The 17,244-nt window shown below is 66.5% G+C and carries 11 protein-coding genes, 1 tRNA gene and 1 other RNA gene; 10 read left to right on the forward strand and 3 right to left on the reverse strand.

Translation table 11 applies throughout. From position 1 onward, the window contains the following. The first annotated feature begins 11 nt into the window (after positions 1 to 11). The 3 genes from AC27VL_RS03645 to dnaQ are packed head-to-tail and all read left to right on the forward strand — an operon-like array spanning position 12 to position 1,854. Entirely contained in the window at positions 12 to 656 is a 645-nt protein-coding gene (locus AC27VL_RS03645; RefSeq protein WP_100551681.1) for a class I SAM-dependent methyltransferase, read from the forward strand. Positions 657 to 668: 12 nt separating this feature from the next. Then, complete coding sequence (gene rnhA, locus AC27VL_RS03650; protein ID WP_025878155.1) at positions 669 to 1,121, forward strand: ribonuclease HI; 453 nt, start codon at positions 669 to 671, stop codon at positions 1,119 to 1,121. 4 nt (positions 1,122 to 1,125) lie between these two features. Continuing rightward, positions 1,126 to 1,854, forward strand: a complete 729-nt coding sequence (gene dnaQ / locus AC27VL_RS03655) for a DNA polymerase III subunit epsilon (protein ID WP_025878156.1) — start codon at positions 1,126 to 1,128, stop codon at positions 1,852 to 1,854. Between the two features lie 271 nt (positions 1,855 to 2,125). On the opposite strand, the gene AC27VL_RS03660 is transcribed toward dnaQ, so the two are convergent. After that, a complete protein-coding gene (locus tag AC27VL_RS03660; protein WP_099819184.1) occupies positions 2,126 to 2,830 on the reverse strand; it encodes a PP2C family protein-serine/threonine phosphatase in 705 nt (234 codons plus the stop codon). A gap of 168 nt (positions 2,831 to 2,998) precedes the next feature. On the opposite strand from AC27VL_RS03660, the gene AC27VL_RS03665 reads away from it, so the two are divergent. Further along, positions 2,999 to 3,089 (forward strand) — tRNA-Ser (locus AC27VL_RS03665). Between the two features lie 267 nt (positions 3,090 to 3,356). Further along, positions 3,357 to 3,761 (forward strand): DUF6165 family protein, encoded by a 405-nt coding sequence (locus AC27VL_RS03670; protein ID WP_191078628.1) that lies wholly within the window; start codon positions 3,357 to 3,359, stop codon positions 3,759 to 3,761. Between the two features lie 97 nt (positions 3,762 to 3,858). On the opposite strand, the gene AC27VL_RS03675 is transcribed toward AC27VL_RS03670, so the two are convergent. Further along, positions 3,859 to 4,905 (reverse strand): glycosyltransferase family 9 protein, encoded by a 1,047-nt coding sequence (locus AC27VL_RS03675; RefSeq protein WP_099819185.1) that lies wholly within the window; start codon positions 4,903 to 4,905, stop codon positions 3,859 to 3,861. 20 nt (positions 4,906 to 4,925) lie between these two features. On the opposite strand from AC27VL_RS03675, the gene AC27VL_RS03680 reads away from it, so the two are divergent. Genes AC27VL_RS03680 through AC27VL_RS03690 form a run of 3 tightly spaced genes read left to right on the forward strand, consistent with a single transcriptional unit; the run spans position 4,926 to position 6,828 of the window. After that, entirely contained in the window at positions 4,926 to 5,675 is a 750-nt protein-coding gene (locus AC27VL_RS03680; RefSeq protein WP_089239126.1) for a 3-deoxy-D-manno-octulosonic acid kinase, read from the forward strand. Beyond that, on the forward strand, positions 5,675 to 6,442 hold the full coding sequence (locus tag AC27VL_RS03685) for an MBL fold metallo-hydrolase (protein ID WP_100551683.1): 768 nt from the start codon (positions 5,675 to 5,677) through the stop codon (positions 6,440 to 6,442). Before AC27VL_RS03680 ends, AC27VL_RS03685 begins: the two co-directional genes overlap by 1 nt. Next, positions 6,439 to 6,828, forward strand: a complete 390-nt coding sequence (locus AC27VL_RS03690; RefSeq protein WP_191078629.1) for a nuclear transport factor 2 family protein — start codon at positions 6,439 to 6,441, stop codon at positions 6,826 to 6,828. Before AC27VL_RS03685 ends, AC27VL_RS03690 begins: the two co-directional genes overlap by 4 nt. Before the next feature lie 78 nt (positions 6,829 to 6,906). Here the strand turns inward: AC27VL_RS03690 and ffs are convergent. Beyond that, positions 6,907 to 7,003, reverse strand: an RNA gene (gene ffs / locus AC27VL_RS03695) — signal recognition particle sRNA small type. A 299-nt stretch (positions 7,004 to 7,302) separates the two neighbouring features. Here ffs and AC27VL_RS03700 point away from each other — a divergent pair. Both AC27VL_RS03700 and AC27VL_RS03705 read left to right on the forward strand, forming a co-directional pair. Beyond that, positions 7,303 to 7,620 (forward strand): DMT family transporter, encoded by a 318-nt coding sequence (locus AC27VL_RS03700; RefSeq protein ID WP_180163736.1) that lies wholly within the window; start codon positions 7,303 to 7,305, stop codon positions 7,618 to 7,620. A gap of 368 nt (positions 7,621 to 7,988) precedes the next feature. Then, complete coding sequence (locus AC27VL_RS03705) at positions 7,989 to 17,219, forward strand: autotransporter-associated beta strand repeat-containing protein (protein ID WP_488765568.1); 9,231 nt, start codon at positions 7,989 to 7,991, stop codon at positions 17,217 to 17,219. Positions 17,220 to 17,244 lie beyond the last annotated feature (25 nt).

Here is a 17,244-nt window from a genome sequence, read left to right on the forward strand (position 1 = left end):
AGAATTGGACCATGCCCGCGCTGCAGAGCACCCGTCAAGCGAGCCAGGCCCCGTGGTTCGACAGCGAACCGGCGGAGGCCTTGCGCGTGCTCGAACGGCAACTGCTGCTGCCGCAGCTGTCGCTGCTGCCGGCCCGGCCCTGGTTGTGGATCGCCCCCAGCGCCGCTTGGCTGGCAGATGCGCAGCTGGGCGGGCGCGGCCTGCGCCTGCATCGCCAGGGCAGTGGTTACGCCGGCGATACCCGCTGCGCACTGCCGTTGCCGCTGCCCAACGAGAGCGTCAACGCCATCGTGCTGCAGCATGTGACCGTCGGTGATGCTGACCATCTGCTGGACGAATGCGAACGCGTGTTGATGCCCGGCGGCCATCTGTGGCTGACCAGCCTCAATCCGTTCAGCCCGTTCCGCACCCGATGGCGCCAGCACGGGCTGGCGGTGCGCACGCCGCAGCGGATCCGCCAGCTGCTTGAGCGCCATGGGCTGGAATGCGAGGACACGCGCTACCTGGGGCCGATGTGGCAGGGGGCCGGCAGCCGCCGTCGCGGCGGCTGGGCCCCCCTGCGCGCGGCCTGCCTGTTCCACGCTGAAAAACGCACGCTGGCCCTGCCCGGGCCGACCCCGTTGCCCGTGCGCTGGCACGGCACCGTTGCTACCTGATCTGGAGTTGTATTGAAAACCATCGAAATCCACACCGACGGTTCCTGCCTCGGCAATCCCGGCCCCGGCGGCTGGGCGGCGCTGCTGCGCTACAAAGGGCATGAGCGCGAACTGAGCGGTGGTGAAGCGCATACCACCAACAATCGGATGGAGCTGATGGCGGCCATTTCCGGCCTGGAATCGCTGACCGAACCCTGCGAGATCGTCCTCTACACCGATTCGCAGTACGTACGGCAGGGCCTGACCCAGTGGCTGCCGGGCTGGATCCGCAAGAACTGGAAGACCGCCGGCGGTGATCCGGTGAAGAACCGTGAACTGTGGGAGCGCCTGCAGGCCGCCACGCTGCGGCACCAGATCGATTGGCGCTGGGTGAAAGGACACTCCGGCGACCCGGACAATGAACGCGTGGATACCCTGGCCCGCAACGCCGCGATCCAGATCCGCGACGGCAGCCCGGTAAACTGAGCCCATGCGTCAGATCATCCTTGATACCGAAACCACCGGCCTGGAGTGGAAGAAGGGCAACCGCGTCGTCGAAATCGGCTGCGTCGAGTTGTTCAAGCGCCGCCCGACCGGCAACACCTATCACCAGTACCTGAAGCCCGACTGCGAATTCGAACAGGGCGCGCAGGAAGTGACCGGCCTGACCCTGGAATTCCTGGCAGACAAGCCGGAGTTTGCGCAGGTCGTGGAGGAGTTCCTGGCCTTCATCGATGGCGCCGAGCTGATCATCCACAACGCCGCGTTCGATCTGGGCTTCCTCGACAACGAGCTGTCCCTGCTCGGCGAGCAGTACGGGAAGATCACCGATCGCTGCACGGTGATCGATACCCTGGCGCTGGCGCGCGAGCGTTTCCCGGGGCAGCGCAACTCGCTGGATGCGCTGTGCAAGCGGCTGGGCGTGGACAACTCGCACCGCGCCCTGCATGGCGGTCTGCTGGATGCGCAGATCCTGGGCGATGTGTACATCGCACTGACCTCGGGCCAGGAGGAGATCGGCTTCGGGCTGGGCGATGATGATGCCGGTGGCGCTGCGGCGCTGCAGGCGTTCGATGCATCCAAGCTGCTGCCGCGCCCGCGCGTGGTGGCTACGCCGTCGGAACAGGAAGCGCATGCGGCGCGTCTGGAGCGGCTGCGCAAGAAGGCCGGCCACGCGTTGTGGGACGGCCCGAAGGTGGAAGAGGCTGCGAGCGCGTAGGCGACCGCGGCAGCTACGCATGGCGGGGGTGACAGGTGCGAAATGCAGCCACGCATGGCGTGGCTCTACTGTAGATCCACGCCATGCGTGGATGGCGCTGGTCAGTGGCAGCGCACCAGGATCACGGTGATGTTGTCCGATGACGCGCCAGCGCAGTCGCGCTGCCGCCCCACAATTTGCGTTGCAAATCGTGGGCCCCGTCTCACCAGCATCCATACCCCCGCCGCTTCGCGGCCGCCCCCTGACTCAGGGGGCTTCCCTCCAGCCGGCTTCAGTGGCAGCGCACCAGGATCACGGTGATGTTGTCCGAGCCGCCGCCGTCGAGGGCGGTGGCGACCAGGCTGTCCACGCATTCCTGCGCGCTGGCATCGTCGAAGGCGAGGGTGCGGGCGATGCCGCGGTCATCCACTTCCTCGGTCAGGCCATCACTGCACAGCAGCAACTGCATGCCCGGGCGCAGCTCGCCGCTGGTGGTTGCCACGTTCAGGTGTGCCGGGTCGGTGACGCCCAGTGCCTGGGTGACCACGTTGCGGTGCGGATGGGCGCGCGCCTGCTCGGCGGTCAGGTTGCCCTGCGCGACCAGTTCCTGCACCACGCTGTGGTCCTGGCTGAGCTGGGCAAGCTGGCCATCGCGCCACAGATAGGCGCGGCTGTCGCCGACCCAGGCCACTTCGTAGCGGTTGCCCTGCACCCGTGCAGCGACCACGGTGGTGCCCATCGGCAGGCTGTCGTTGCGCCGGCGCGAGGCACGGATGATCTCTTCGTCGGCCGTGCGGATCGCCTGCGCCAACGGCGCGCCACGGCGGATCTCGCGGACGATGGTCTCGCGCGCCAGTGCGCTGGCCACTTCGCCGCAGGCGTGCCCGCCCATGCCGTCGGCCACCAGCCACAGGGCCAGCTCGCCGTCACCGTAATAGGTGTCCTCGTTGAGCTCGCGGCGCAGGCCGGGGTGGGTGAGATGTCCGAATTCGATCATGGTGGCTGCTGGGGACGGGGTAATGCCGGGGAGAACGGCATCATCACGGCCAAGCGGACATCCGGCAAGCCATGCAGTCAGGAAAATTTCACTTCGCGGGCCACAATGACTTGTCGTCAGCCGCGCTTCCTCGTATGATGCGCGTCCCCGGTTCGCCGGGGAACATCTGGAGAGGTGGCAGAGCGGTTGAATGTACCTGACTCGAAATCAGGCAGGCGTTTATAGCGCCTCGGGGGTTCGAATCCCCCCCTCTCCGCCAGATAAAAAGAAAAGGGCTGCCGAAAGGCAGCCCTTTTCTTTTTATCTGGCGCGGGGATGCGACGGCGCTGCGCGCGTCGCCCCAAACGTTGCGGTGCAACGTTCGGGCCCCTCCCTTTGCCGGCCTCTCCCCGCCCCTGTCGGGGCAGCCCCTCAACAGAGGGCCTTGTTCCTCCAGACAGATCAGTAGATCCACGCCATGCGTGGATGCCTCTGCCCGCCGTGCGCTGCGGGTTACCATGTGCGCATCATTTGCTGGAGCGCCCCCATGACCGCTGAAATCCTCGTCCCCGTTTCATTCGGCGAGCTGCTGGACAAGATCTCGATCCTGCAGATCAAGTCCGAGCGCATCAGTGACGAAGGCAAGCTGGCCAACGTACGCAAGGAGCTGTCCGCGCTGGAAACCACCTGGATGGCGCACCCGGCGGCAGTGAAGGACATTGCCAAGCTGCGTGCCGAGCTGAAGGCGGTCAACGAGCAGCTGTGGGAGATCGAGGACGACATCCGCCTGAAGGACAAGGCGCAGGCCTTCGATCAGGAGTTCATCGACCTGGCGCGCAGCGTGTACCTGCGCAACGACGAACGCGCGCGGATCAAGAAGGCGATCAACCTGGCGCTGGGCTCGGCCTATGTGGAAGAGAAGTCCTACCAGGACTACACGCAGCGCGCGTAATCCCAGGCAGCCCGATGCAATGGATCCATCGGGCTGCGGGACAGTGCGGACCAGGGCCCGCACCCACCAGGCCCCGCTCAGCCGTTCGGTCCGCCACTTACCCCAGGTGGTCGGCCACGTAGCGCTCGAACGCAGCAATGCCGTCCTCGACGGTGATCAGTTCCATCACGTCGTCGAATTCGATCTTGGTGCCCCACTTGAGGTCGGCGGCCTGCTTGCCCAGGTACTTGCGCGCTGCGTCGTCGTAGCGGTCCGCGCAGTAGCGGCGGTCCGAGTACGGGCCGCTGCGGTTCGGGTTGCTGGCCGCATGCAGGCCCAGCACTTTGGTGCCCATCGCGTTGGCGATGTGCATCGGGCCCGAGTCCGGCGTCATCACCAGGTTGGCGCGGGCCAGCAATGCCGGCAACTGCTTCAGCGTGTCCTTGCCGACCAGATCCAGCGCCGGAACATCCAGCTGGGCCAGGATGGCGTCGGCCATGCTGCGCTCCAGTTCGCTGCGACCACCGCACAGCACGATCCGCCAGCCGCGCGTGACGGCATGGTTGGCGACCTCGGCATAGCGGTCGGCGTACCAGTTGCGGCGCACGTGGCTGGAGCAGGGCGAGATCATCAGCACCGGCCGGCCATCGTCCTGCCATTGCGCAGCGGCCCAGTCATAGGCGGCCTGCGGCACGGCCAGATCCCAGCTGACGTCGGTCTGGCGCAGGCCCAGCGGCTCGCAGAAGCTGCCGATGGCATCGAGCACATGGATGCCCGGGCGATCAGCGATGCGTTCGTTGATGAAGAGGCCGTGCAGGTCCTTGGAGCGGCTGCGGTCGTAGCCGATGCGGCGCTCGGCGGGAATGAAGGCCGACAGCACGTTCGCGCGGAACGCCACCTGCATCTGCAGCAGCGCCTCGAAACGCCCGGGCGGCAGCTGCTTGCGCAGTTCCTTCACCCCGGCCATGCCGGTCTTCTTGTCGTAGGCATGGAAGGTGACGCCCGGCAGGCCATCAAGCAGCTTCTGCCCGACCTTGTCGATGATCCAGTGGATCGGCGTGTCCGGGCGCGCGGCCTGCAGGGTGCGCACCAGCGGCACTACGTGGGTCACATCGCCAAGAGCGGACAGGCGCAGAAGACACAAGGAGGAGGACGCTGATGCCATGTGTTGTTAGACTCAAAGGAATGGTCGCATTCGACGCCAATGAAGCGCTGACGCCATGCCGCGAGGGTCGCGGCATCGGGGCCATTCTGTTCGACCGCGAGCGGCTGCGGCAAGCCGACATCGGTCTGTTCTCGCCACAGCACTGGGCCGGCAAGGCGCGGCCGGTGGGTGAGGGCGGCCGCGGCAGTGCCTGGTTCGTGGATGCGCCGTTCGGTCCCAGCGTGCTGCGGCACTACCTGCGCGGGGGGCTGGCGGCCCGGATCAGCCACGACCAGTACATCTGGCGGGGGGCGGACCGGACCCGCAGTTTTGCCGAATTCCGGCTGATGCGCGCACTGCGCGAGAAGAAACTGCCGGTGCCCAGGCCGATTGCCGCCTTCTACATGCGTGAGGGCCTGCGCTACCGCGCCGCGATCCTGATGGAACGGATCGAGGGGGTACGCTCGCTGGCCGACCGCGCACTGGTGGCCGGGCGCGGTGCGCCGTGGGAGGAAACCGGGCGGATGATCGCGCGCTTCCACCGTGCCGGCCTGGACCATGCCGATCTCAATGCGCACAACATCCTGTTCGACGGCAACGGCCATGGCTGGCTGATCGACTTCGATCGCGGGGTCATCCGCATCCCGGCCACGGCCTGGCGCGAACGCAATCTCAAGCGCCTGCTGCGCTCGCTGATCAAGCTGCGCGGCGAGCGCAGCGTGGAAGACGTGGAAAAAGACTACGCGCGCCTGCGTCGCGCCTATGACATGGCCTGGAACCGGGGCACCTGATGGACTGGTCGTTGCGTTTCCTCGGCGTCGGCAATGCGTCGGCGGTCGAGCTGGGTTCGCCGATGTCGGTGATCGAGCGTGATGGCCGGCCGTGGCTGACCATCGACTGTGGTGGTGAAGGCCTGACCGCGTTCAAGGCGCACTACGGGCATATGCCGCAGGCGCTGTTCGTCACCCATGTACACCTGGACCACGTGGCGGGTTTCGAACGGTTGTTCGTGGACACCTTCTTCAGCGCGCAGCGGCGCGGCAAGGTGCGCCTGTACGTGCCGGCCACGGTGGTGCCGCTGCTGCACAAGCGCATCGGCGATTACCCGAACGTGCTGGCCGAGGGCGGCGCCAACTTCTGGGATGCCTTCCAGCTGATCGTGGTGGGCGATGCGTTCTGGCACGAGGGCGTGCGCCTGGAAGTGTTCCCGGTGCGCCACCACTGGCCGGAGACGGCCTATGGCCTGCGCCTGCAGGGCGCGCTGACCTGGAGCGGCGATACCCGGCCGATTCCGGAAATGCTGGCGCGCTTTGCCAATGACAATGAGCTGATCGCCCACGACTGCGGGTTGCACGGCAATCCTTCGCATACCGGGGTGGATGACCTGGAGCGTGAGTACAGTGCCGAGCTGCAGGCACGGATGATGCTGTACCACTACGCCAGCGTGGCCGATGGCCAGGCTCTGGCCGCGCGCGGGCACCGGGTGGCACAGCCCGGCCAGTGCGTTGTGCTGGCCCCGCCGACCGCCCCGCACGTACTGGCGCAGGATCCGCCGTGAGCAGCGCTGGCCACGCCGCAACGCCGGCGTTGGCTGCCGAGCTGGAGCGACTGGAACGTGCACTGCATTGCCCGCAGGTGCGCGCAGATCATCCGCGTCTGGCGGCATTGCTGGATGAGGATTTCAGCGAGATCGGCAGCTCCGGCCAGTGCTACGGCCGTGAGACCGCGCTGGAAGAGATCCCGCTGGAGCGTGCGCAGGTGGTGATCGAGTCGGACCAGTACGCCGTGTGGATGCTGGCAGAGGGGCTGGCCCAGGTGCGTTACCGCAGTCGCTATCACGTCGATGGCCAACCGCAGCGCTGGGTGCTGCGCAGCTCGCTGTGGCGTCTGCATCCAACGGGCTGGCGGGTGGCGTTCCATCAGGGGACGCCGGAGGCGCGGTAGCGCCGGGCCATGCCCGGCGAAGCGCGCCAACCAAGGTTGGCATCCATCAGGGGCGGGGTATCGCCTGAAAAGGCGGTGGCCCCGCCGGCTGACCTCGGCGCCCGCGTCGATCGATACCGTTGCTGCCTTCCGGCCCTGGCGGAGTTTTCGACCTAGCGTCGCGAGGGGCCGACGGGGCCACCATAGAGACGTTGGCCGCCCGGAGGCGGCCGATTCACGGAGCAGGGGAAGCAGCGCGTCGTGCGCCGGAGACCACAGCCGGACTGCGCATCAGTTGACCGATGGCAGACGCGCATTCTAGCGCAGGCATGGGTGCTGACGCCAGCTTCACGCGCTGAATCCGATGTAACCCGTTGCCTGCGGCATCGGCCCAGGGCTGCCGCCGTTGCTAGAATCCGGCCGCAGGAGGAACGACCTCCCCCACATCGGGATTCAATGACCAGGACGGCCTGGCCCTACCAAAGGAGGGCTGTCATGGCCTGGATCTATCTGTTGTTTGCCGGCCTGCTGGAAATCGTCTGGGCCGTGTCGATGAAGCAGTCTGAAGGCTTCACCAAACTCACCCCCACCGTCATCACCATCGTCGGCATGATCGCCAGCTTCTGGCTGCTGGCCATCGCCATGCGCAGCCTGCCGCTGGGCACCGCTTATACGATCTGGACCGGCATCGGCGCGGTCGGCGCCTTCGTGGTCGGGATCGTGTTCCTGGGCGAGCAGGTCAGCCCGATGCGGATTGGCGCAGCGGTGCTTATCGTCGCCGGCCTGGTGCTGATGAAACTCTCCAGCAGCTGAGGCTGGTAAATGGTGCGACGGGGATAAGGATATTCCCGTTTGGCCGGAACAAGAGAATATGCATATTCGGCAAAGTCGTGACGACTGCCGTGATTATTTGACGGCCATCATGAAAATAACGTGCCGGATTCACGTGGTGCTGGCGGTGGCGGCCGCACAGTGCGCCCATTCGTCAAGCGAAACCGGGGAGTTTTCGCGATGACGGACGTGCAGGGGCACGCAGCTCCTGCAGTGCTCTGACGTGAAAGTGTGATTGTTTTCCAAGGTTGATACCGCAGGTCTTGTTCCCAAGGTGGGGCAGGGCGGGACGACATCACCTCAAAAAAACCTGCCTGCTGTGCCACCGGTCATTTCATGGAGATTTACCGATGAACCGCATTTACCGTCTGGTTTTCAATCGTGCCCTCGGCGTAATGCAGGTTGCTTCGGAGGTCGCCCAGAATCCCGGCGGAAGTGCCGCCACCTCGGCAAGGTTGCCGCGATTGCGGACGCACCAGTTGGCGGTGGCCTTAGCCGCCACGCTGGCCAGTGGTTCGGCGTTCGCGGCGTGCAACACGGTGGGCGCAGTCGTTACCTGCGACCCCGGCACTACGGTCAACAACTACACCAACGCTACCTCCGGCATCACGCTGAACGTCCTGGCGGGGGCCACGCTGCGCACGCCCCCGATTATCGGTGGTGGCAACGCGGCGACGTTGAGCGGCGACAACGTGACGGTCAACAACAGTGGCACGATCGATCCGAGCTCGATCATCCTCGCCTCGCCCGGCCTGGTCGTCGGCAATGGTTCGGCCAACAACAGCGCGATCTCCGTCAACAACAATACCGGCGGGCAGATCAAGGGTGTCGTCAATCTCGCAACGTTGCTGGGCTTCGGTGGGCAGGCCCTGGTGGCGCAGAACGTCAACGGCACCACCACCATCAATAACGCCGGCCTGATCAGCACGTCGTTGATCGGCGTTGGCAGTGTGTCCGACGCGACCACGGTGGTGACCTATGGTGGCGCGGCAGCCAATGTGACCAACAGCGGCACCATCGACGGGCGCGTCGGCCTGGGCGCCTCTGGCGGCAATACATTCCTCAATGCGGGTACTGTCAACGGCAGCGTGCACCTGGGTGATTCGACCGGCGGCAATACCTTCACGGCCGTTGCCGGTTCCAGCGTCTCCGCAAGCGGCGGCGTTGCGGGCGCGGGTACGCTGACCGGCATCACCGGCGTAAAGGTTGCGGCAGCAGGCACGGTCAACGCAGGTGCCGGTACCGGTGCGGCCAACAACACGCTGGTACTGCAGGACAACGCCGGCAACAACGGTCCGGTATCCAGCATCGGCTGGAGCAACTATCTGGGCTTCCAGAAGCTGACCGTCAACAGCGGCACCTGGAATCTGCAGGGACCGTGGTCGGGAACAGGGGCTATCACCCTCGGCGGTGGCCAGGTGAACTTCGACAGCAACACGTCGTTCGGTTCCGGGCTGTTCACCGTCAACGGCGGCGCGATCGCCGCCAGTGGTGCGGGCCTGTCGCTGGGCAACAACTTCGCCCTGAATGCCGGGCTGACTCTGGGTGGTACCCAAGGCTTCGGTTTGAGTGGCGTGCTGTCCGGGGCCGGTGGCCTCACCGTGACCAATGCCGGTGTGGTGAGCCTGGGCGGCGCGAATCTGTTCTCCGGCGGCGTCAACCTCAACGCCGGTAGCTTGCTGCTGGGCAATGCGGGCGCACTGGGCAGCGGCAACCTGACGGTAGGCGGTACCGCATCGCTGGATACCAGCGGTGCCTTCAACCTCGCCAACAACATCGTCGTCAACGGTGGTGGCAATCTGAATCTGCTGGGCAGCAATGCGCTTTCCCTGAACGGATCGCTGTCGGGTGCGGGCAACCTGATCAAGAGCGGTGCGGGCACGCTGACCTTGGGGGGCGCGAATTCGCTGACCGGTGGTTTCTCGATCACCGGGGGGGCGCTGGCGCTCGGTGCGGGCGGCAATCTGTCGTCCACCGGTGCGTTGACGCTGGCCACCGGTACGACGCTGGACCTCACCGTTGCAGCCAACCAGACCGTGGGTTCGCTGGCAGGGCTCGGCGGCACGGTGAACCTGGGCACCCGCACATTGACCCTCGGCGGGCTTGGCAATACCTCCTTCGCTGGCAACTTCACCGGCACCACGGGCGGCTTGATCAAGGTGGGTACCGGCGTGCAGACCCTGTTGGGCAGCAACGCGCTTACCGGCGGCGTGGCCCTCAACGGCGGCGGGCTGCTGCTGGGCAACAGCAACGCGTTGGGCACAGGTACGTTGAGCGTCGGTGCTGAAGTCACCCTGGATGGCACAACCGCGCTTTCGTTGGGCAACGACGTCTCGCTTGGCACCGGAGGTTCGCTGGCGCTGCTGGGCGGGCAGCCGTTGGTATTCAACGGTGTGATTTCCGGCGGCGGCAGCCTGGTCAAGAACGGCGCCGCACTGCTCACGTTGAATGGCGCCAACACATTCGGCGGCGGTGTGGTCGTCAATGGCGGCAACCTGCTGCTGGGCAACAACACGGCACTGGGTACCGGCCTGCTGGACATCAACAATGCCGCCACGCTGGATGCAAGCGCGGCGTTGAACCTGACCAACAACATCAACCTTGCCACGGGTGGTTCGCTGAACGTGCTGGGCGGCCAGCCGCTGACGCTGGGCGGCGTCCTGGGTGGCAATGGCGGCCTGATAAAGAGCGGCGCTTCGACCCTGACGCTGACCGGCGCCAATACCTTCACCGGCGGCCTGAACGTTGCTGCCGGTACGGTGGCGCTGGGCAGCGGCGGCGGCCTGGCCGCGACCGGTGCGGTCAGCCTGTCGGGGGCCGGGGCGGCGCTGGATCTTTCCCTGGGGGGCAATCAGACCATCGGTGCACTGTCCGGCGTGGCAGGTAGCACCGTGGCCCTGGGTGCCAACACGCTCGCCTTTGGCAGCGCGACCAACCAGACCTTTGCCGGTGTGATCAGTGGCGTCGGCGGAGGCCTGGTAAAGAACGGCAGTGGCGTACAGACATTGACCGGTGCAAACACCTTTACCGGCGGCGTCGCACTCAATGCCGGCGGGCTGCTGCTGGGCAACAGCGGCGCGCTGGGAACCGGTGCGCTAAGCATCACCGGTGCTGCGACGCTGGACGGCACTACCGCGCTCAACCTGGGCAATCTCGTCAACCTTGGTGCGGAGCTGACGTTGGGGGGCAGCAACAACATCACCTTGGCCGGCGACATCTCCGGCGTCGGCAGCCTGACCAAGAACGGCGCCTCGCTGCTGACCTTGAACGGCGCCAATGGCTTCAGCGGAGGTCTGAACCTCAATGCCGGCAGCGTGGTGCTGGGCAGCAGTGCAGCGGCAGGGACCGGCGCGCTGAACATCGGTGGCAACGTGTCGCTGGACGGATCGACCGCGCTGAACCTGACCAACAACGTTGCATTGGCTACCGGTGCGATCCTCACGCTCCCCGGCAGCCAGAACGTCACCCTGGGCGGCGTGGTGTCCGGCGACGGTGGCCTGGTGAAGAACGGCGCCACGGTGTTGACGCTCAATGGTGCCAATACTTTCGGTGGCGGCCTGAGCCTGGCCGGCGGCGGCCTGCTGCTGGGCAACAGTGGAGCGCTGGGAACCGGCGCGCTGAACGTTGCTGCGAACGCCAGCCTGGATGGCATCGTTGCGCTTGATCTGACCAATGCGGTCAACCTTGGCGCAGGCTCGGCACTGACGCTGATCGGCAGCAACGCACTGACGCTCGGTGGTGTAGTGTCCGGTACCGGCGGTCTGGTCAAGAACGGCGCCGGTACATTGACTCTCGGCAACGCCAACGGCTTCAGTGGTGGCCTGGCGTTGAACGGTGGCAACCTGCAGCTGGGCAATGCCGGCGCTCTGGGAACGGGCGCGCTCAGCGTCGGCGGCAATGCAACGCTGGATACTGCAGCAGCCTACACCGTAGGCAACGCGATCAACCTGGCTTCGGGTACCACGCTTGCCCTGCAGGGCAGCAATGCGCTGACGCTCGGCGGTGTGGTGGCCGGCAATGGTGCACTGGTCAAGAACGGTCCGGCCTCGTTGACCCTGACCAATGCGAACACCTACGTCGGCGGTACCACGATCAACGCTGGAACCCTGGCACTTGGCGCAGGCGGCAGCCTGGCTGTCGGTGGTGACGTCACCCTCGGCGGTGCTGGCGCGGGCTTCGACATATCGGCGGCAACCGGCAGCCAGACCATTGGTGCGCTGAATGGCGTGCTCGATTCGACGGTCGCGCTGGGCGGAAATTCACTGACCTTCGGCACCGCCACCAATGCGGTGTTCGGCGGCGTGATCAGCGGAGGCGGTGGTCTGGTCAAGGTGGGCGCAGGGGTGCAGACCCTGTCCGGCGTCAACACCTTCGGCGGCGGCGTCAGCCTCAATGCCGGTGGGCTGGTGATCGGCAATGACGCGGCGCTGGGCAGCGGTGCGCTGACCGTGGGTGGTGCGGCAACGCTCGACACCAGCCTGGCAGCGACGCTGGTCAACAACATCACACTCAACGCCGGTTTGACGGTGCTGGGCAGCAACGCGCTGACGCTCAACGGGGTGATCTCCGGCGCCGGTGGCCTGACCAAGAACGGTGCTGCCACGCTCACCCTCAATGGCGTGAACACCTATACCGGCGGCACCAATGTCAATGCCGGCACGCTGGCACTGGGGGCAGGTGCAAGCCTGGCCGCCAGCGGCATCGTCAACCTGGCCACCGGCGCTACGCTGGATCTCTCTGCGGGCAGCGGCAACCAGACCTTCGGCACCCTGACCGGCAATGGCATGGTCAACCTGGGCGCGAACTCGATCACTGTCGGCGGACCGACCAACGGTGTCTTCAGCGGCTCCATCGCCGGTACCGGTGGCCTGATCAAGGAGGGTACCGGCACTGAAACACTGACCGGTGCCAACACCTTCACCGGTGGCACGCTGATCAATGCGGGCACGCTGGCGATCGGTGCCGGTGGCAGCCTGGCGGCAACAGGCGCGGTTACGCTTTCCGCGCCGGGTACCGGCTTCGACATCTCGGCCGCTGGCAACCAGGCGATCGGCGCGCTCAACGGCGTCGCCGGCAGCACCGTGGCGCTGGGTGGCAACACGTTGACCTTCGGCGGCACCGACAACGGCACCTTCGATGGCCTGATCGGTGGGACCGGTGGGCTGGTCAAGAACGGTACGGGCATCCAGACGCTGGGCGGTGCCAACACCTTCGGTGGCGGCGTGGCACTCAATGGCGGTGGCCTGGTGGTCGGCAACAATGGCGCGCTGGGTACCGGCGCGCTGACCGTGGGCGCCAACGCGTCGCTGGACAGCAGCATCGCCGCGAACCTCGGCAACGACATCGGCCTGCTGGCGGGCGCTACGCTCAACCTGCTCGGCAGCAATGCATTGACGCTGGGCGGGGCGATCTCCGGCGACGGTGGCCTGATCAAGAACGGCGCGGCAACGGTCACCCTGACCGGCAGCAATACCTTCACCGGCGGTACGGTCATCAACAGCGGCACGCTGGCGATCGGCGCGGGCGGAAGCCTGTCACCGACCGGTGCGGTGAACCTGGCCGGTACCGGCACATTCGATATCTCTGCCGGTGGCAACCAGGGCATCGGTTCGCTGGCGGGCGTGGCCGGCAGCACGGTGTCGCTGGGCGGCAACAGCCTGACCCTGGGAGGCACCACCGACGCGACCTTCAACGGTGGCCTGACCGGCAGCGGTGGACTGGTCAAGAATGGCAGCGGCGTGCAGACGCTCAACGGTGCCAGCACCTTCGGTGGCGGCGTCACCCTCAATGCCGGCGGACTGGTGGTGGGCAGCAACACGGCGCTGGGTACGGGCACGCTGACTGTGGGCGGCGCTTCCACGCTCGATTCCAGCAGCGCGGTGACCTTGGCCAACAACATGGTGCTCAACGCTGGCCTGACTGTACTGGGCAGCAACGATCTCACGCTCAACGGCGACCTGTCGGGCACCGGCAGCCTGACCAAGGACGGCGTGGCTACTCTCACGTTGAACGGCACCAACACCTATACCGGCGGGACCAACATCAATGCGGGTACGCTCGCGCTTGGTGCCGGTGCCAGCCTCAACGCAGGCGGCATCGTCAATCTCGCCACGGGTGCCACCTTCGATCTTTCAGCGGGCAGTGGCACGCAGGTATTCGGCACGCTGATCGGCAACGGTACGGTCAACCTTGGCGCGAACACGCTGACCATCGGCGATGCCACCAATGGTGTGTTCAGTGGTTCGATCGGCGGTACCGGTGGCCTGATCAAGGCCGGCACGGGTACCGAAACGCTGACCGGCGCCAACACCTTCACTGGCGGCACCACCATCAACGCCGGCACGCTGGCGATCGGTGCCGGTGGCAGCCTGGCGGCAACAGGCGCGGTGAACCTGGCCAACGCCGGTACCGGTTTTGATATCTCCAGCGGTGGCAACCAGGCCATCGGTACGTTGTCCGGCGCTGCCGGCAGCACGATCAGCCTTGGCGGCAACACACTGACCACCAACGCAGCGGGCAACAGCACGTTTGCCGGCGACATCAGCGGCACCGGTGGCCTGGTCAAGAACGGTGCGGGCGTGCTCGGCCTGACCGGCAGCAACACCTTCGGTGGGGGAGTGGCGCTCAATGCCGGTGGCCTGTCGCTGGGCAGCAATGGTGCCTTGGGTACCGGCGCGCTGACCGTGGGCGGCGATGCCACGCTGGATGGCAGTGTGCCGCTGACCCTGGGCAACAACGTGCAGCTGGCAAGCGGCACGCTGACCCTGCTGGGCGGCACGCCGCTGACGCTGGACGGCGACATCGCCGGCAGTGGCAGCCTGCTCAAGGATGGCGCAGCGACGGTGACCTTGGGCGGTGCCAGCAGCTACACCGGTACCACGACGATCAACAGCGGCACCCTGGCAGTCGCCGCCGGTGGCAGCCTGTCCTCGGCCAGCACGGTGAATCTGGCCGGCGCCGGGACACTGGACATCAGTGCGGCCGGCAACCAGAGCATCGGTGGCCTGGCCGGTGTTGCCAGCGGCAACGTGGTGCTGGGCGGTTCCACGCTGACCACCGGCGGCAGCAATGCCAGCACCACCTTCGGCGGCACCATCGGTGGAAGCGGTGGGCTGGTGCAGACCGGCACCGGCACGTTGACCCTGACCGGCAACAACACCTACACCGGTGGCACCACCATCAACGGGGGCAGCACGTTGCAGATCGGCAATGGCGGCGCGACCGGTGCGATCGTTGGCGACGTGACCAACAACGGCGCGCTGGTGGTCAACCTGTCGGCCAACACGACACTCGGTGGGACTCTCAGCGGTAGCGGTGGCCTGACCCAGGCCGGCAGCGGCACGCTGACCCTGACCGGCAACAACACCTATACCGGCGGCACCACCATCAACAGCGGTGGCACCCTGCAGGTGGGCAACGGTGGTGCCACGGGGGCGATCATCGGCGACGTCGGCAACAACGGCAGCCTGGTGTTCAACGTCGGTGGCAACACCACGCTCGGTGGCGTGGTCAGTGGCAGCGGCGGGTTGACCCAGGCCGGAGCCGGCACGCTGACCTTGACCGGCAACAACACCTACACCGGCGGTACCACCATCAACACCGGCGCTACGCTGCAGGTCGGCAATGGCGGTGCCAGCGGTGCGATCGCCGGCAACGTCAACAACAACGGCAGCCTGGTGTTGAACGTCGGCGGCAACACCACGCTTGGCGGCGTGGTCAGTGGCAGCGGCGGGTTGACCCAGGCGGGCAGCGGCACGCTGACCCTTACCGGCAACAACACCTATACCGGCGGCACCACGATCAACGCTGGTGGCACCGTGCAGATCGGCAACGGCGGCGCCGGCGGCGCGATCACCGGCAACATCACCAACAACGGTGGCCTGGTGGTCAACACAGGCGGCACCACGACACTGGGTGGCAGCATCAGTGGCACGGGCAGCATCGTGCAGGCCGGCCCGGGCCCGCTCAACCTGGGCGGCAACAGTGGCGGATTCACCGGTACCGGCCAGGTCACCGGCGGTGGCCTGAATGTCACCGGCACCATCGGTGGCCAATGGACCATCGGCAGCGGCACCACGTTGTCGGGTACCGGCACCATCGGTGGTAGCGCTGGCGGCGTGACCGTGAGCAATGGCGGCGTGCTGTCGCCGGGCAACGGCCCAGGCAATGGCAGCAGTGGCGGCAACGGTGCGGGCACGATCACCGTGGGTGGCAACCTGACTCTGGCACCGGGCAGCACGCTGTCGGTCGACCTGGGCGCTACCGGCAGTGACGTGGTGCAGGTGGGCGGCAGCGCGAACATCGGCGGTGCATCGGTGGTGGTCAATGCCATCGACCCGAACACCAGCTACCAGCAGGGCCAGCAGTACACGATCATCAACGCAGGCGGCGGCGTCAGCGGGCAGTTCGTGCCGCCAACCACCACCTCTGCGTTCCTCTCACTGAGCCCGGTGTACACACCGAATGCTGCGCAGCTGAAGATCGATGTGAAGCAGACGGCGGCCTTCGTTACGGCTGCGCAGACCCGCAACCAGCTGGGCGTGGCATCGGCGCTGGACAGCCTGCCGCAGTCCGGCGCGGCGCTGGGCCTGTACAACACGCTGCTGGCCTACGACACCGCCACCGCGCGCAACGCCTTCAACCAGCTCTCCGGTGAAGTGCATGCGGCCAGCCGTGCAGTGCTGCTGTATGACAACTACCTGGAAGAGGGCATCCGCCAGCGTCTGGGCAGCGAGCTGCCGACGGTGCGTGGCGAGCGCGCTTCGGCATGGCTGGCCGGTAGCGGCAAGGTGTTCAAGCAGGACGGTGATGGCAACGGTGACGAGATCCGTGCCAACCGCAATGCACTGATGGCCGGCGTCGACTGGAAGCTCGGCGAGCACGTGGTGCTGGGTGCGGCGGCAGGCAGCGAGCGGCTGGACACGCGTCTGTACGATCGCCAGTCGCGTGCACGCCTGCGTGGCAATACCTATGGGCTGTATGCGCAGGGCGAGTGGAACAACGGGTTTGCGGTCGGTGGCAGCGTGTCGCGCGGTGATTACCGCACGCGCACCACGCGTGAAGTGCCGCTGCTGGCACAGACGCTGCACAGCCGCCAGGATTCGGATGTCACCATCGCCCAGATCGAAGGCAGCTGGACCTGGACCCATGGCAGGACGCAGCTGCAGCCGTACGTGCAGTTCACCAAGCACTGGGTGGACAGCGATCGCGCGGTGGAGCAGGGCGGCAGCGCAGCACTGGTACTGGAAGGCGGCAAGGACACGCTCAACGTCAGCACCGTCGGCGTACGCGGCCGCTGGGATGTGGGTAGCGGCGAGCGCTATCCGGCACAGCTGACGGTCGGGCTGGGCTGGCAGCACGCGTCCGGTGACACCGACGTGGCCAGCCGGCAGAGTTTCGCCGTCGGTGGCAATGCGTTCGATGCCTACAGTGCCGTGATGGCGCGCAATGCGCTGGTCAGCCAGGTCGGCGTAGCGGTTGGCCTGGGACGCAGCAGCCAGCTGTCGCTGTTCGTGCAGGGCCAGCATGGTGACGGTCGCAACGATATCGGCGGCCAGTTGAACCTGCGCGTCGGGTTCTGAGCTGGTTTGCCAACGGTAGATCCAC

This window comes from Stenotrophomonas sp. 14P6.2.3, from assembly GCF_057799055.1.

Bases quoted from the DNA above. Each gene is read 5' to 3' on its own strand.
- AC27VL_RS03645 (WP_100551681.1), top strand. From the start codon at position 12: ATGCCCGCGCTGCAGAGCACCCGTCAAGCGAGCCAGGCCCCGTGGTTC.
- AC27VL_RS03660 (WP_099819184.1), bottom strand. From the start codon at position 2,830: ATGATCGAATTCGGACATCTCACCCACCCCGGCCTGCGCCGCGAGCTC.
- dnaQ (WP_025878156.1), top strand. From the start codon at position 1,126: ATGCGTCAGATCATCCTTGATACCGAAACCACCGGCCTGGAGTGGAAG.
- AC27VL_RS03685 (WP_100551683.1), top strand. From the start codon at position 5,675: ATGGACTGGTCGTTGCGTTTCCTCGGCGTCGGCAATGCGTCGGCGGTC.
- AC27VL_RS03705 (WP_488765568.1), top strand. From the start codon at position 7,989: ATGAACCGCATTTACCGTCTGGTTTTCAATCGTGCCCTCGGCGTAATG.
- AC27VL_RS03670 (WP_191078628.1), top strand. From the start codon at position 3,357: ATGACCGCTGAAATCCTCGTCCCCGTTTCATTCGGCGAGCTGCTGGAC.
- AC27VL_RS03675 (WP_099819185.1), bottom strand. From the start codon at position 4,905: ATGGCATCAGCGTCCTCCTCCTTGTGTCTTCTGCGCCTGTCCGCTCTT.
- AC27VL_RS03680 (WP_089239126.1), top strand. From the start codon at position 4,926: ATGGTCGCATTCGACGCCAATGAAGCGCTGACGCCATGCCGCGAGGGT.
- AC27VL_RS03700 (WP_180163736.1), top strand. From the start codon at position 7,303: ATGGCCTGGATCTATCTGTTGTTTGCCGGCCTGCTGGAAATCGTCTGG.